The 13,374-nt window shown below is 38.5% G+C and carries 11 protein-coding genes; 7 read left to right on the top strand and 4 right to left on the bottom strand.

Annotated features, from left to right (window positions below):
- Positions 1-19: 19 nt before the first annotated feature.
- Both AC4G3L_RS04060 and namA read right to left on the bottom strand, forming a co-directional pair.
- Positions 20-1,735, bottom strand: coding sequence for a methyl-accepting chemotaxis protein (locus AC4G3L_RS04060; RefSeq protein WP_491075690.1), 1,716 nt, complete (start codon positions 1,733-1,735; stop codon positions 20-22).
- A gap of 592 nt (positions 1,736-2,327) precedes the next feature.
- The gene (namA, locus tag AC4G3L_RS04055) at positions 2,328-3,347 is read right to left on the bottom strand and encodes an NADPH dehydrogenase NamA (RefSeq protein ID WP_491075689.1); all 1,020 of its coding nucleotides are present in this window, start codon (positions 3,345-3,347) and stop codon (positions 2,328-2,330) included.
- Positions 3,348-3,623: 276 nt separating this feature from the next.
- On the opposite strand from namA, the gene AC4G3L_RS04050 reads away from it, so the two are divergent.
- On the top strand, positions 3,624-4,079 hold the full coding sequence (locus tag AC4G3L_RS04050) for a hypothetical protein (RefSeq protein WP_491075688.1): 456 nt from the start codon (positions 3,624-3,626) through the stop codon (positions 4,077-4,079).
- 146 nt (positions 4,080-4,225) lie between these two features.
- Here the strand turns inward: AC4G3L_RS04050 and AC4G3L_RS04045 are convergent, their stop codons facing one another.
- Positions 4,226-4,333 carry a YjcZ family sporulation protein gene (locus tag AC4G3L_RS04045; RefSeq protein ID WP_491075687.1) on the bottom strand — a complete coding sequence of 36 codons (108 nt, stop codon included), beginning with the start codon at positions 4,331-4,333 and terminating at the stop codon, positions 4,226-4,228.
- A 329-nt stretch (positions 4,334-4,662) separates the two neighbouring features.
- On the opposite strand from AC4G3L_RS04045, the gene AC4G3L_RS04040 reads away from it, so the two are divergent.
- A complete protein-coding gene (locus AC4G3L_RS04040) occupies positions 4,663-5,067 on the top strand; it encodes an NUDIX hydrolase (RefSeq protein ID WP_491075686.1) in 405 nt (134 codons plus the stop codon).
- Between the two features lie 84 nt (positions 5,068-5,151).
- Here AC4G3L_RS04040 and proC read toward each other — a convergent pair whose 3' ends face one another.
- Entirely contained in the window at positions 5,152-6,000 is an 849-nt protein-coding gene (proC, locus tag AC4G3L_RS04035; RefSeq protein ID WP_491075685.1) for a pyrroline-5-carboxylate reductase, read from the bottom strand.
- A gap of 395 nt (positions 6,001-6,395) precedes the next feature.
- On the opposite strand from proC, the gene AC4G3L_RS04030 reads away from it, so the two are divergent.
- The 5 genes from AC4G3L_RS04030 (at position 6,396) to AC4G3L_RS04010 (ending at position 13,203) form a co-directional block, all read left to right on the top strand.
- Entirely contained in the window at positions 6,396-7,361 is a 966-nt protein-coding gene (locus AC4G3L_RS04030) for an MBL fold metallo-hydrolase (RefSeq protein WP_491075684.1), read from the top strand.
- A 16-nt stretch (positions 7,362-7,377) separates the two neighbouring features.
- A complete protein-coding gene (locus AC4G3L_RS04025) occupies positions 7,378-8,172 on the top strand; it encodes an SDR family NAD(P)-dependent oxidoreductase (protein ID WP_491075683.1) in 795 nt (264 codons plus the stop codon).
- 340 nt (positions 8,173-8,512) lie between these two features.
- Positions 8,513-8,824, top strand: a complete 312-nt coding sequence (locus AC4G3L_RS04020) for a hypothetical protein (RefSeq protein ID WP_491075682.1) — start codon at positions 8,513-8,515, stop codon at positions 8,822-8,824.
- Positions 8,825-9,409: 585 nt separating this feature from the next.
- Complete coding sequence (locus AC4G3L_RS04015) at positions 9,410-11,161, top strand: ABC transporter ATP-binding protein (RefSeq protein WP_491075681.1); 1,752 nt, start codon at positions 9,410-9,412, stop codon at positions 11,159-11,161.
- Positions 11,161-13,203 carry an ABC transporter ATP-binding protein gene (locus AC4G3L_RS04010; RefSeq protein ID WP_491075680.1) on the top strand — a complete coding sequence of 681 codons (2,043 nt, stop codon included), beginning with the start codon at positions 11,161-11,163 and terminating at the stop codon, positions 13,201-13,203. The genes AC4G3L_RS04015 and AC4G3L_RS04010 overlap by 1 nt, the downstream gene beginning before the upstream one ends.
- Positions 13,204-13,374 lie beyond the last annotated feature (171 nt).

Raw genomic sequence — 13,374 nt, 5'->3', positions numbered from 1 at the left:
GGATGAAAACATCCTTTTTTTATAATTTGAATTTTGCCACTTGTTCCTGCAGCCCTGATGAAAGCTGGGAAAGAGAATTTGAAGATAGGCTGATTTCTTCAGTAGCAGCGAGCTGCTCTTCTGTCGTGGCTGCTATATTATTTGTGTGTAAGGATACACTTGATATATCTTCTGCTACTTGATTAATGGCATCTGATACGAGGTTGGAACTGGCTGATATTTGTTGGACAGAAGCGGCCATGCTGTTCACTTCTTTTTCCATTTGAATCATATAAGATACGATTTCTTTAAAAGCTTCCTCCGTATTATTGATGACGGTAATTCCTTCCTCAACTTCGACCTTTACCTCATACATGGATGAAATTGAACCTACCATATTTAATTGAATCTCTTTAATAAGCTCGACTATTTGGCTGGATGAAGCTTGTGATTGTTCGGCAAGTTTACGAACTTCATCGGCAACAACGGCAAAGCCTTTCCCGTGTTCACCTGCTCGGGCTGCTTCAATGGCAGCGTTTAATGCCAGTAAGTTTGTTTGATTGGCAATGGCCGAGATGGTCCCGGAGATTTGACCGATTTCTCTTGAGTTTGAATCCAGTATTTTTAAGATATTTTCGCTTTCATTTGCTTTCGTATAAATAAATTCAATTTGCTGAATGGTTTTAGAAAGCAATTCATTTCCCTGATTCGCCTTTGTGACTACCTTGCTGCCTGTTTCAGATATTTCGTTTGATACATTAGCTAAGCGGTGGATAGAGGTTGTCACTTCTTCGAGAGCGTTTACACTTTCCTGCAGGCGAGTATTGGCAGAATCAGAAACATCGGCCACATGGCTTATTGAATGGGAGACTTCTTCTGTACTATGAGTTGTTTCTTCTGTGCTGGCAGTCAGTTCCTCGGCTGCTTTTGCAACTTGTTCAGTAGAATGGTTAACTTGCGTAATCAGTGATTTCGTATTATCTACCATTGTATTGAAATCATTGACGAGCTGTCCCAATTCATCCGTGCGTTTAGGTTTTAATGGAGGAATTGAAAAATCGCCTGTAGCAATACGATTTAATCCATAACTGACCTGTGAGATAGGTTTAGCAATTCTGCCGGAAAAGAAATAAGCAGAGCAGCCGGCAATGATGACGGAGCCAAGAGAAATAGCGGCGACTACCCAGGCGAGAAAGGAAGATTTAGCTGTCATTTCTGTTACTGGTATACTAGAGATAATGGTCCATTCCCAATAGGGTTCTTTTTTTACATAGGCTATTTTTTCAATTTCACCACTCTCTGAATAATACGATATGAATGCCCCATCTGCACCTTTCTCTAGGATTGATTCCTCAGCTGTTTTGCCATCTATCGTTTTAAGTTTTTCATAATCGAGTTGGTCATCTTTGGTATATAACGTAAGAGTTCCATCACGATCGATTGCTGAAATCTCCCCATCCTGACCAAAATCATAGCCTTTAAAAACTTGCTCTTCCTCTCCGGAAATTTCATCCCTTAGTTGTTGCTGGGCATCTTCTGCAGTGATATATCCGGCGTTAAATTGCTCGTGTAATAGGCCTATCATCCCGATTGTCATTTCCGTGCTTGTTTGGAGATTCTCTTTTTCGGTTTCAATTAGTTGATCCTTTGATATAAAAAATATGCTGATGCCGATAACAATAACAGGGATTATTAAGGTAATTAAAGTTAGCGTTAATAATTTTATCTTGATGGATTGGGATTTTTTCTTTTTCAATATATTTTCCTCCGATCAATTAGAGTCATAAAAATGCTCTACAATTAGGTATCGGCATTCATTAGAACGTTTTAATAATAAAATGTATTATTATTGTGAAAAATAAAATTATTATCATGCTAATTAATAGACAATGAAGGTATTTATTCTAAATGGGGGGAGGACCTGTATTTTAAGCTTAATTATTGGAATGTGAGATTAAAGGAGGAAGAGGAAATGATAATCTGTTACTAAACTAATAGGATAGGGAGAATTAAAACGACCAGGGCAGAATCCTTTATACAGTTTCTTTGGCATTAACTCTGCGTATGCAATATATATACCAGTTGATAAGAAGGCTCGCATGGAAGACAGATTAAATATATCGTTCTATAATATCCTCCATTTAACCATTATTTGTATACCTATTATAGATACAAAAAAGAAAAAGCATCGTTATTTGGACGGTCCCTTAAATGTTAGATTGGTTTCTAACTTTCTTGGGACCGAACAGTATAAAACGATGCTTTTTCTGATAGTATTTATACTTTTAGAATGGGATCGTGGGAGAGAACCCTAGAGAATTTGTTTAGTCAATTCTACCAGTAGAATATTACCAACCACGTCCGTATTGCTCAGGTGCTTCAACAGAAGTTCGCAGTTCCTTTGCAATATTTTTTGGCCAATATGGATCACGTAGCAGCTCTCTGCCAATAAAAACAAGGTCTGCACGGTTGTTTTGTAATATTTCCTCAGCCTGAACACCAGATGTAATTAATCCAACAGCACCTGTTGCAATACCTGCTCCATGTTTAATAGTCTCACTCATTGGAACCTGGTAGCCTGGAAAGCTTGGCACTGGAACTGACATCACACCACCGGAGCTTACATCGATTAAATCAATTCCGTCATCTTTCATCCAACGAGCATATTGGATATAATCTTCCGGCTCATATCCGTTCTCATGATAATCTTTGGCGGAAATTCGCACGAAAAGCGGGCCATCAAAAACAGATTTAACAGCGTGAATAATTTCTTTCAGGAAGCGATAACGATTTTCTGCTGTACCGCCATATTCATCCGTACGAGTATTGATAGCAGGAGTCAGGAATTCATTAATTAAGTATCCATGGGCTCCATGAATCTCCATAACTTCAAAACCTGCTTTTTGGGCACGAATGGCTGCTTGTCTAAAGGCTTCAACTGTTTCGGCAATATCCTCTTTTGTCATTTCTTTAGGAGTTTTCATTTCCTCATTAAAAGGTACAGCAACCGGTGCGATGATTTCTCCTTCGAGTTCGGCTTTTCGACCTGCATGAGCGAGCTGAATGCCTGGAACCGTACCATGTTCTTTCATCATAGCGGTTAGGGTATGTAAGCCGTCGATGTGTTCGTCGCTCCAAATACCTAAATCACGATCTGAAATTCGTCCCTCGGGAGTAACAGCGGTTGCTTCTACAATAATTAAGCCAACCTGGCCGACCGCACGGCTTGTATAATGAGTTGTATGCCAATTTTGTACTTTACCATCTCGTTCATGGCTGGAATACATGCACATAGGTGACATGACAATCCGATTTTTTAGAGTCGTATTTTTAATTGTATATGGTTCAAATAATAAAGATTTAGTCATAGAAGACAACTCCTTTCAAAACCCAGTATAACAGTTGGAATTATGGGAAGACCACTCAAATGCTTATAAATAAAGAAGGCAGTTTTCGCATAGATATCGGAAAATACTAATACATTGCCAGAGCCCAAGACTTTAGAGGAATTGAGTTTGGATGACCTAGTAATTTGAATATACAAAAAAGAGATTTTAATAATTTTTCAGATTCAGAAGATGCGTTAGGTCATTATCGGATGGTTTATCTCAGCTCATATTCTGAAGGGAAAAGGCATTAAGTTTGTGGCAGTTAATCCATGGGGAGGGGGAGAATGTATTTTAAAATCAAATTACACAGACTTAGGTTACGCAGAAAAAATGGGACCTAACTTAAGAATGGAAGTAGAAAAACAGCTATGCGATGACTTGAAAATGTATGGAATAACGGCAAATGAATTTAAATTTGACTGGTCTGACAGTTGTATAGAAGGAGACGATGCAAATTATTTAGATGGGATAGTAGAAAACTTCTCAGGCATTAATGTGTTCAATGAAAAAGATAAACATATTGCGGAAGGTTGGATGGAGTTTATTTACGAACCAACGTATAACTTTTTTATTTGTTATTGGGAATTCCTAAGATTTTTTGGTTTAGGAAAAGTAATAAATATTAAAGATAAAGTTGGAATTCCTCTTCATATTTTTAATAAAATTCCCGAGAAGGTATGCTTTAGGTATGAGTCAGAGGTATTAAAATAACAAGTACAGTCACTTCCTGTCTGGAGTTGGCGCTTTTCATACCTCAGATTAAAATTGAACAATCACAACATTCCATGTAAAAACAGCCATAGAGAAAGAGAGCATGCAGCACGGGAATATCCGCAGAACATGCTCTCGGGTCTTACTTAGTAGCTACCTCCAACATAAGAAGCACCGACAATAACTAACAAGATGAAAAGTACAACAATGAAAGCAAAGCTTCCTACACCTTTACCGCCAAAAGAATCACTCAATACAGACACCTCCTGTCCAAAGTTGCCATAATGGAAAAGTATCCCCCATTACACATACAGCATATGGTTTTATCTGATATATGGATTGGACAAAAATTGAAGTTGGGATAGTCTAATTTTTTGCAGGAATTTATACGATAAGAAACTGGCGGACTTATGAGGAGGGGATGAAAACTCCACTGATAGGATTTGGTCGTTAGAAAAGTTGGTTCAATTGATTTAGGTCATGGTTGTCCACGTAAAAATGAATTTTCGTTTATTTGGCACATCAATTTGTTTTATTAGGGATGCGTTAGTAGCTGCGAACAACAATTGAGGTGAGAGAGGCTATGAGAGATAGAAGCTCGGTGGTAATTATCGAAAATAATAAGATTGCACTCATTCAAAGAAATTGGAATAGCTCAATTTATTATGTTTTCCCTGGCGGCGGTATAGAAGACGGTGAAACACCAAAATCTGCAGCTAAAAGAGAAGCCTTGGAGGAACTCGGTGTAGAAGTAAACGTTAATGATTGTGTGGCAGAGGTGGAATTTGATGGGAATGTTCAATTCTTCTTCCTTTCAGAGATTGTAGCTGGAGTCTTATCAAAGGGAAAAGGTGAAGAGTATACAGATGAAACAAGGGGCAGAGGAACATACTTGCCAATGTGGATGGATATAGAAAAGTTATCATCTATTGACGTAAGACCAATCGAAGTTGCGATAAAAATTCAATCCTTGTATCATACAAGATGACCTTAATAGAAGAAGGGAAACCCATAGAAATATGTGCTCCCTTCTTATAAGTATATTCACGAGCAGTCTAAAAAGAATAGTCTTCTATTCGAACAGTATTTTTTCCCTAATCTTGCTTTCAATTTCTATTCCCATGCGCTCTGATTGAAGTGTGGCCTCTGTGATACATTCAATGAAAGCCTCCTTGACGCCATGGTGTTCAAGGATTCGTATGCCAGCTTCAGTTGTTCCTCCAGGACTCGTCACCTCGTACCTCAGCGTTTGCGGTGATTTATCAGAGGAGTGCACCATTTCAGCAGCTCCCATTAGCGTTTGGATAATCAGATTTTGAGCCTCTTTATGTTCAAGACCAATTTGTTTGGCAGATTGTTGCATCGCTTCTATTAGATAATAGATATAAGCAGGACCGCTTCCTGAAAGGCCTGTAACGGCATCCATTTTCTTTTCCTCTGTATAAACAACCATTCCAACCGTTTTGAAAATTTCCTTCGCCAGTACTAGATCCTCTTGTTTTATATAGTTATTTCCTGAGAGAGCTGTCGCTGATTTTCCGACTGCAGCAGACGTATTTGGCATGGCTCGTATAATAGGCATAGAGTTCTCCGTGATAGCTTCAAGGCTTTCTGTTGATACACCTGCGGCAACAGATATAAGCAACATCGTATTTTTTAAAAAAGATTTGGCTTGCTGTAAGACTGTATACACATCTTTCGGTTTAACGGCTATCAGGACGATGTCAGCATCAGCAAGAAGGGAATGCATGTCGCGGCAGGGTATGATGCCATATTGCTCTTTCAAGTGTATCAATTGGGTATCATTGCTCCGATTGCTGACCCACAGATCTCCGGGTGTGGTTGCCCCTTTTTTTACAATGCCTGCAATCAATGCTTCGGCCATAGAACCGGCTCCAAGAAATGCGATTTTTTTACTCATACTCCTGCCTCCTTTATAAAAATAAAAAGCCCTTCATCCTGTAAAGGACGAAAGGCTATTCTTCCGTGGTACCACCTTAATTTGCAGCATACTATAGCATGCTTGCATCTCTAAACCGGATAACGCTCAGGTAGCGGCCAGGTTTGCCTGACAGCTCAAAAGGCAGGTTCAATCATGCATTGGACGATGAAACCTTCCAGTCTGTGGGTTCCACTCCCTTGCGACATACATGATTTACTATTCTTTATCATCGCTCGTATTGGTATGTTTATAGATATTAATAAAAATTATGCTAAAAATTAGCTTATGTGTCAAGAATATTCAAACTTTATGATGGAATTTTCATACAAATTATGTAAAAATAATTATTAAAATACATAACGGGGAGTAATGACATGAGTTCGATTAAAAGGGTAGCCGAAAAATTTATTATACCGACTCCATTTGCTGTTGGAGATGTAAATATCTATCTTCTTAAAGGAGATGCCTTAACTCTGGTTGATGCCGGAATTAAAACACAGGAAGCAAAAGAGGCACTTGAAAGACAGTTAAAGGAACTGGGATACAAGCTATCTGATATTGAACAGGTTATATTAACTCATCATCATTCGGATCATTGTGGGTTAATTGATTTATTTGAGGACGGCTCATTGTACGGGCATGAAGATAATCAGCGGCATCTTATAAGGAATGCAGATTTTTTGAAGAATCAAAAAGAGTTCTTTACGAGGATGGCGAATAAATTTGGTGTACCGCCGCAATTTATGAAACATGCTAATGATGTAGAATCTTTGTATACATATTCCGGTTCAAAACCTTTAACGCATTATCTGAAAGAAGGAGAAAAGCTTCCTGGTCATCCAGATTGGATTGCGATGGAGACTTTTGGCCATTCACAGGGCCATCTATCATTCTACCATGAAAAGTCAGGCGTACTGATTGGCGGAGATTTATTGCTGGGTAAAATTTCACCCAACCCTATACTCGAAGCTCCAAAAAAAGAAGGACAAGAGAGAGTAAAGCCGCAGCTGCAGCTGAATGCCAGTTTGAGTCGGTTGTTAAATGAAGAACTAACAGTCGTGTATCCGGGGCATGGAAATGATATTATGGAACCTTACCAGTTAATCGAGAAACGTTTGAAAAATCAGCATGAGCGTGCCTTTCATGTTAAAAAGCTTATTGGAGAAGATCGCCGCAATGTACTCGAGTTAGCCGTACAATTATTTCCCAAGGCTATTAAGAGAGATCCGGCACTAGCTCTGTTTGAAACATTGGGGCAGCTTGATTATCTAGAAAATCTTCATGAAATCGAAAGTGAAGAGGTTGACGGTGTGGTATTATATCAAGTAATGAAGCATTAATGAGGAAGTGAAGTTGATGAATGAGCGTATTCGCGGAAAAATTGTAACAATAACGGGAGCCTCAGGCGGATTAGGCGAGCAAATTGCCAGGCAAGCGGCTAAAAGTGGTGCTAGGTTGATCTTAATAGCAAGAAGTCTGGATAAATTACAAAAAATACGTGAAGAGTTAATTGCTGATTTTCATTGCGATGTCTATGTATATACAATGGATGTATCCGACCGGAATGCAGTTGAACACACATTCGCCCGCATAAAAAACGAAGTGGGAAATACAGATGTGTTGGTGAATAATGCTGGGTTTGGGATTTTTGAGAATGTACTGGAAGCAAATTTAGATGATACAGAATCCATGATCAATACAAATGTCGTCGGACTCATAGCCTGTACAAAAATGGTGCTGCCTGCTATGGTGCAAAATAAATCGGGACATATTATAAATATTGCCTCCCAGGCTGGAAAAATGGCGACTCCAAAATCAAGTGTTTACTCAGCAACAAAGCATGCAGTTATTGGGTTTACGAATGCTTTGCGTATGGAAATGCATAGTGAGAATGTATTTGTTACGTCTGTTAATCCAGGACCGATTAAAACAAATTTCTTTAATATCGCTGATAAAGAAGGTACATATATCAAAAATATTGAGCGCTTCATGATTGATCCCGTCAGGCTGGCAGAAAGAATAACAAACATCATGCTTAAAAATAAGCGGGAGATTAATGCACCAGGCTGGATGAATGCAGGAAGCAAGATTTACAGCCTTATCCCGAGGACAGTTGAAACGCTCGGGCGAAGCCAATTCAATAAAAAATGAATAATAAAAATTCCACCTATTATAGAGAGAGGGTGGAATTTTTTTTTATTTTATAATCATCTGAAATTTTGGGTAACCCGTGTTAGGCAAGAATGAACATGATGAGGATTTAAATATAGCAGAGGTAATAAAAGTCTTCTGGTTGAATATACCTTAAAGCAGCTACCCGAATTAATGGAGAGTTAAGCCATTTGCAGAACATTAGTGGAATACACAAGAAAAAATATTATAGATGAATAGTATTTTCTTAAGCTATACTACATTATTATTAAATTTTTCGGGTATATATTGGATATGTAATATTTTAATATAATAAATTAATAGAGAGAGGGTGCTGTTTGTGAATCGTCAAATGATTAATATCTTAAAATGGGTATCAGGTGGTATTGAAGCATTATTAGGTATACCAATTCTTGGAGGGTCAATTATACTAAGTATGGCATGGGCTCCTTTATTTATCATGATTGCCTTTCATATCGTCATTGTAATCTTTTCATCAAAAGCTGGAATTAAATCTTACGGAAATGTGTTAGGGATTGTAACAAACGTTGTGGGCTTTATTCCTGGTGTTGGAATGATTATGCATTTACTATCTGCAGTATTCATTTTGATAGATGCAGCTCAAAATCAAGCTAAAACTACAGTTCTATAAAAATTTAGAAATAAACCCGATTAGCCAATAGGTGGGCTGATCGGGTATTTTTTAATCATTTACAGTAATATTAACTCTCACGGTTAATAGTGAAGGCAAAAAGCGAGGATCGTGAATTTTCCGAATAATATAAATTTATAATTGACTAATAATTTAAATAGTAGTAATCTTGTAAATACTTACCAATTTAGTTACCAATGAAAGGAGGGCTGTACGATGAAAAGAGTAATAATTGATGTAGCATATGATCGAGTCATTCATAGATTCGTGCAGTTCTTCCCGTTTAAATAGGAATACACTCTTTTTAAGCGAAAAGGCTGCACGTTGCCGTGATAAGTGCTTATTCTCATTCTTAAGTTTGATTGGACGTTCTTTAACGTTTGAATCTTTACTTTTGAATAGTTAAAGTACTCCACGAATAGCGTTGCAGCCTTTTTTTTGTTGGTGAATTTCAAGGTTATATTCAGATGGAGGAGGAAGAAAGATGTTAACCAATTATATCAATGTGAAAATTTCAAGGAAGATCCGTTCAAACAGTACATAGCAGGAAAAGTGTTCTTCGGTTAAGACAAAGGAGGAGATGGAATGTTTTCGGTTTTAAAGAAATTAAGATGGTTTTTTAAAGAGCACTGGATTCGCTATACAGTAGCAATAGGGTTATTAAATATCGTGAATGTGCTGGAAGTTTTGCCGCCAATGATTGTTGGGATGGCAATAGATGACATGAGTATAGGCGTGATGACGCAAGAGATACTCATGAAATATATTTGGTGGCTGATTGGGTTGATGGTTACCCTTTATCTATTGACATATGTTTGGAATTATCAGTTATTCAGTGGGGCGTATGTTTTGGAGAGGAAGTTACGCTCAGGGTTTATGGGGCATTTATTAAAAATGACGCCAACCTTTTATGAAAAAAATCGGACTGGCGATTTAATGGCCAGAGCAACGAATGACCTCAAATCTATATCCGTTACAGCGGGATTCGGAATTTTAACATTAATGGATTCCACTTTGTACATGATTGCCATTTTATTAACGATGGCCATTACAATCAGTTGGCAGTTAACTCTTGCAGCCATTTTGCCTTTGCCTATTATGGCATGGGCTGTAAAAAAGGGCGGAGAGCGAATTCATGAATACTTCACTGTAGCACAGGATGCTTTTGGTGAAATGAATGATAAAGTCCTGGAATCAGTGGCGGGAGTTCGTGTTATCCGGGCGTATGTACAAGAACGGGCTGATGAAAAGCGGTTTGAAGAAATGACAGAGGATGTATATGAGAAAAATATGAAGGTGGCGAAGATTGATTCCATCTTTGATCCGGTTATCACCTTCGTTATCGGCATCAGCTATTTAATCAGTCTTGGATACGGAGCCAATCTGGTGTTCGCTCAGCAAATTTCAATCGGTCAGCTTGTCACCTTCAATGTGTATTTATCGATGCTGATCTGGCCGATGATAGCAATTGGTGAATTAATTAATGTGATGCAAAGAGGAAATGCATCACTGGATCGGATGAATGAAACATTATCCTACCAGGAGGATGTCAAAAATGATCCGAGTTCTGTAGATGTGCCAGCTCTTGAAAACGTCGTTTTTGATCAGGTTAAGTTCCGTTATCCTTCATCCAAAGTAGATAATTTAGCTGATATTAATGTCAAAATTGAAAGTGGTGAAACAATTGGGATTGTTGGGAAAACGGGTAGTGGAAAAACGACCTTAGTCAAACAATTGCTACGAGAGTACCCGACAGGAAACGGAGTTCTTTCCATTTCCGATGTACCAATTGAGAAACAAAATCTGGAGGATATAAGGGAATGGATTGGGTATGTGCCTCAGGACCATGTATTATTTTCTAAAACGGTTCGGGAAAATATCTTATTCGGAAAAATGGAAGCGACTGAAGAAGAGTTTATGAAAGCGATCCGCCTGGCGGATTTTGAAAAAGATATAGAGAGGCTTCCAAACAAGCTGGAAACGCTGGTTGGAGAAAAAGGAATTGCTTTATCAGGTGGTCAAAAGCAAAGGATCTCAATTGCAAGGGCGTTAATAAAAGATCCGGAGATTCTGATTCTGGATGATTCGTTATCAGCGGTAGATGCTAAAACGGAAACAACGATTATTGAAAACATTCGTAAAGAACGAAAAGGAAAAACAACGATGATTACCACTCATAGATTATCGGCTGTACAGCATGCAGACTGGATTATTGTGCTCGATGACGGAGTAGTAATTGAAGAAGGCACACATGAAATGTTACTCCAAATAGGTGGCTGGTACAAAGAACAATTTGATCGCCAGCAAGTCGAAGTGAATACGGAGGTGAGTGCCTAATGAATGAACATTTGGAACAAACGGAATCCGGTTGGAAAACAGGAAAGCGTTTATATCAATATGCAAAAAGGTTTAAGGGAACTATTATCCTTGCACTAATGATGCTGTCTATTTCGGTAGGAGCTGATTTAATGGGGCCTTATATCGGTAAAACCATGATAGACAACCATATAACGGGGATTGAATCTCCGTGGGTTGAAACGAAAGAAACAGAGGATGCAGTTAACTATCAAGGTGCTTGGTATAAGCGTGAGGCATATGTAGAAAAGGGAGAATGGACCGGAAAAAAGGTTGCCATACAGCAGGTTGGAATGACCTTTTTCTTTCTAAATCAACCGGTAGAGTTTGATGGGGAAAGAAAGTATAAAGATGGACAGCTGATCATTACAAGTGGAGAGAAAAAAGCGATTTATGAAGCTGAGAAATTATCAGGGAAGCAAATCATGGCTTTCTATCAGCCGGAGATAAGCCGCATTATTCGATTGATCACTCTTTATTTTGGAATTATGGTTGTGGCGTTTTTCTTTCAATATGGACAAAGCTATTATTTACAAAAAGCAGCCAATCGGATTATTCAAACGATGCGCAAGGAGGTATTTGCGAAACTTCAACGACTGCCGATTGGTTACTTTGACAATTTGCCGGCAGGGAAGGTAGTTGCCCGGATTACGAATGATACAGAGGCAATTCGTGAGTTATATGTACGAGTATTGGCTAATTTTTTTTCAAGCATGATTAATATTATCGGAATCATCATTGCCTTATTTCTGCTTAACGTAAAACTTGGGATGGCGACACTCATTATCTTGCCTTTGCTTGTCGTGTGGACGTTGGTATTCCGTAAATTTGCTGCAAAATATAACAGGATCATTCGGGCACGTATAAGCGATATCAATGGAATGATTAATGAATCGATAAATGGAATGAATATTATTCAGGCATTCAAGCGTGAGAAAGAAACGACTGATGAATTTGAAAAATTGAACAAAGAACATTATGTGTACCAAAGTAAAATGCAAAAATTAAATTCATTATTAAACGGAAACCTAGTAGGCTTTATCCGTGTTCTTACATTAACCTTATTCATCTGGTATTTTGGAGGTATGGCAGCATCCGGTGAATCCATTGTCAGCCTCGGTGTTTTATATGCAATGGTTAACTACTTAAACCGCTTGTTTCATCCCATTTCAGGAATCGTAAATCAGTTTGCGAATTTTGAACAGGCGATGGTAGCTGGTGAACGGGTGTTTGCCTTGCTTGATGAGAAGGGAACCCATGTGGTGGATGATTGTATCCCTCGTTTCAAAGGAGATGTTCAATTTAACCATGTTTCCTTCAGCTATAAGGAAGGGGAAAATGTGTTAAATGATATTCATTTTGAAGCAAAACAGGGAGAAACGATTGCCTTAGTAGGACATACAGGGTCAGGGAAAAGTTCAATTATGAATCTTTTATTCCGATTTTATGACTATCAGGAGGGGTCTATCCGAATTGATGGACAGGAATTAAAAGATATTCCCCATCAAGCCTTACGTGAGCATATGGGAATCGTGTTGCAGGATCCTTATCTATTTACAGGGACGATCTTATCGAATATTACACTGAATGATCCAAAGATTACGAGAGAAGTGGCGGAAAAAGCCTTACGGGATGTGGGTGCGGATCGAGTATTGACCCATCTTGAACATGGCTTTGATGAACCGGTAGTAGAAAAAGGAAGTACTCTATCATCGGGCCAGCGGCAATTGATCTCATTTGCTCGTGCACTGGCTTTTAACCCGGCCATTCTCATTCTGGATGAGGCTACCTCCAGTATCGATACAGAAACAGAAACATTGATTCAAGAGGCCATGGATGTGCTAAAGAAAGGGCGAACCACCTTTATCATTGCACATCGTCTTTCTACTATAAAAAATGCAGATCATATCCTCGTGCTTGATAAAGGAACAATAGTGGAGAGAGGCAATCATGATCAACTCATGGAATTAAAGGGGAAATATTATCAAATGTACGAACTGCAGATTGGCAAACTGGCAGGTTAATCGTTTTGCGGTGATCGTTTTACAGCCACGGTATAGCAAGATTTATAAAGGTTGGAAGTATAAATAAGAGGAAGCACTTGCTGCTTCCTCTTTTACTTAATATTTGCGATTGCACGAAGGTATCTGGAATTTCAGAAGATTTCTTTGCCTAATCCTTTTACTTCTAATAAT

This window comes from Bacillus sp. z33 (assembly GCF_058313615.1).
The sequence above is the reverse complement of the archived record's forward strand: the minus strand, read 5'-3'. Positions and strand labels throughout refer to the sequence as shown.

Coding starts and splice junctions, on each gene's coding strand:
- namA (WP_491075689.1), bottom strand. CDS start 3,347: ATGACTAAATCTTTATTATTTGAACCATATACAATTAAAAATACGACT.
- AC4G3L_RS04040 (WP_491075686.1), top strand. CDS start 4,663: ATGAGAGATAGAAGCTCGGTGGTAATTATCGAAAATAATAAGATTGCA.
- proC (WP_491075685.1), bottom strand. CDS start 6,000: ATGAGTAAAAAAATCGCATTTCTTGGAGCCGGTTCTATGGCCGAAGCA.
- AC4G3L_RS04030 (WP_491075684.1), top strand. CDS start 6,396: ATGAGTTCGATTAAAAGGGTAGCCGAAAAATTTATTATACCGACTCCA.
- AC4G3L_RS04025 (WP_491075683.1), top strand. CDS start 7,378: ATGAATGAGCGTATTCGCGGAAAAATTGTAACAATAACGGGAGCCTCA.
- AC4G3L_RS04015 (WP_491075681.1), top strand. CDS start 9,410: ATGTTTTCGGTTTTAAAGAAATTAAGATGGTTTTTTAAAGAGCACTGG.
- AC4G3L_RS04010 (WP_491075680.1), top strand. CDS start 11,161: ATGAATGAACATTTGGAACAAACGGAATCCGGTTGGAAAACAGGAAAG.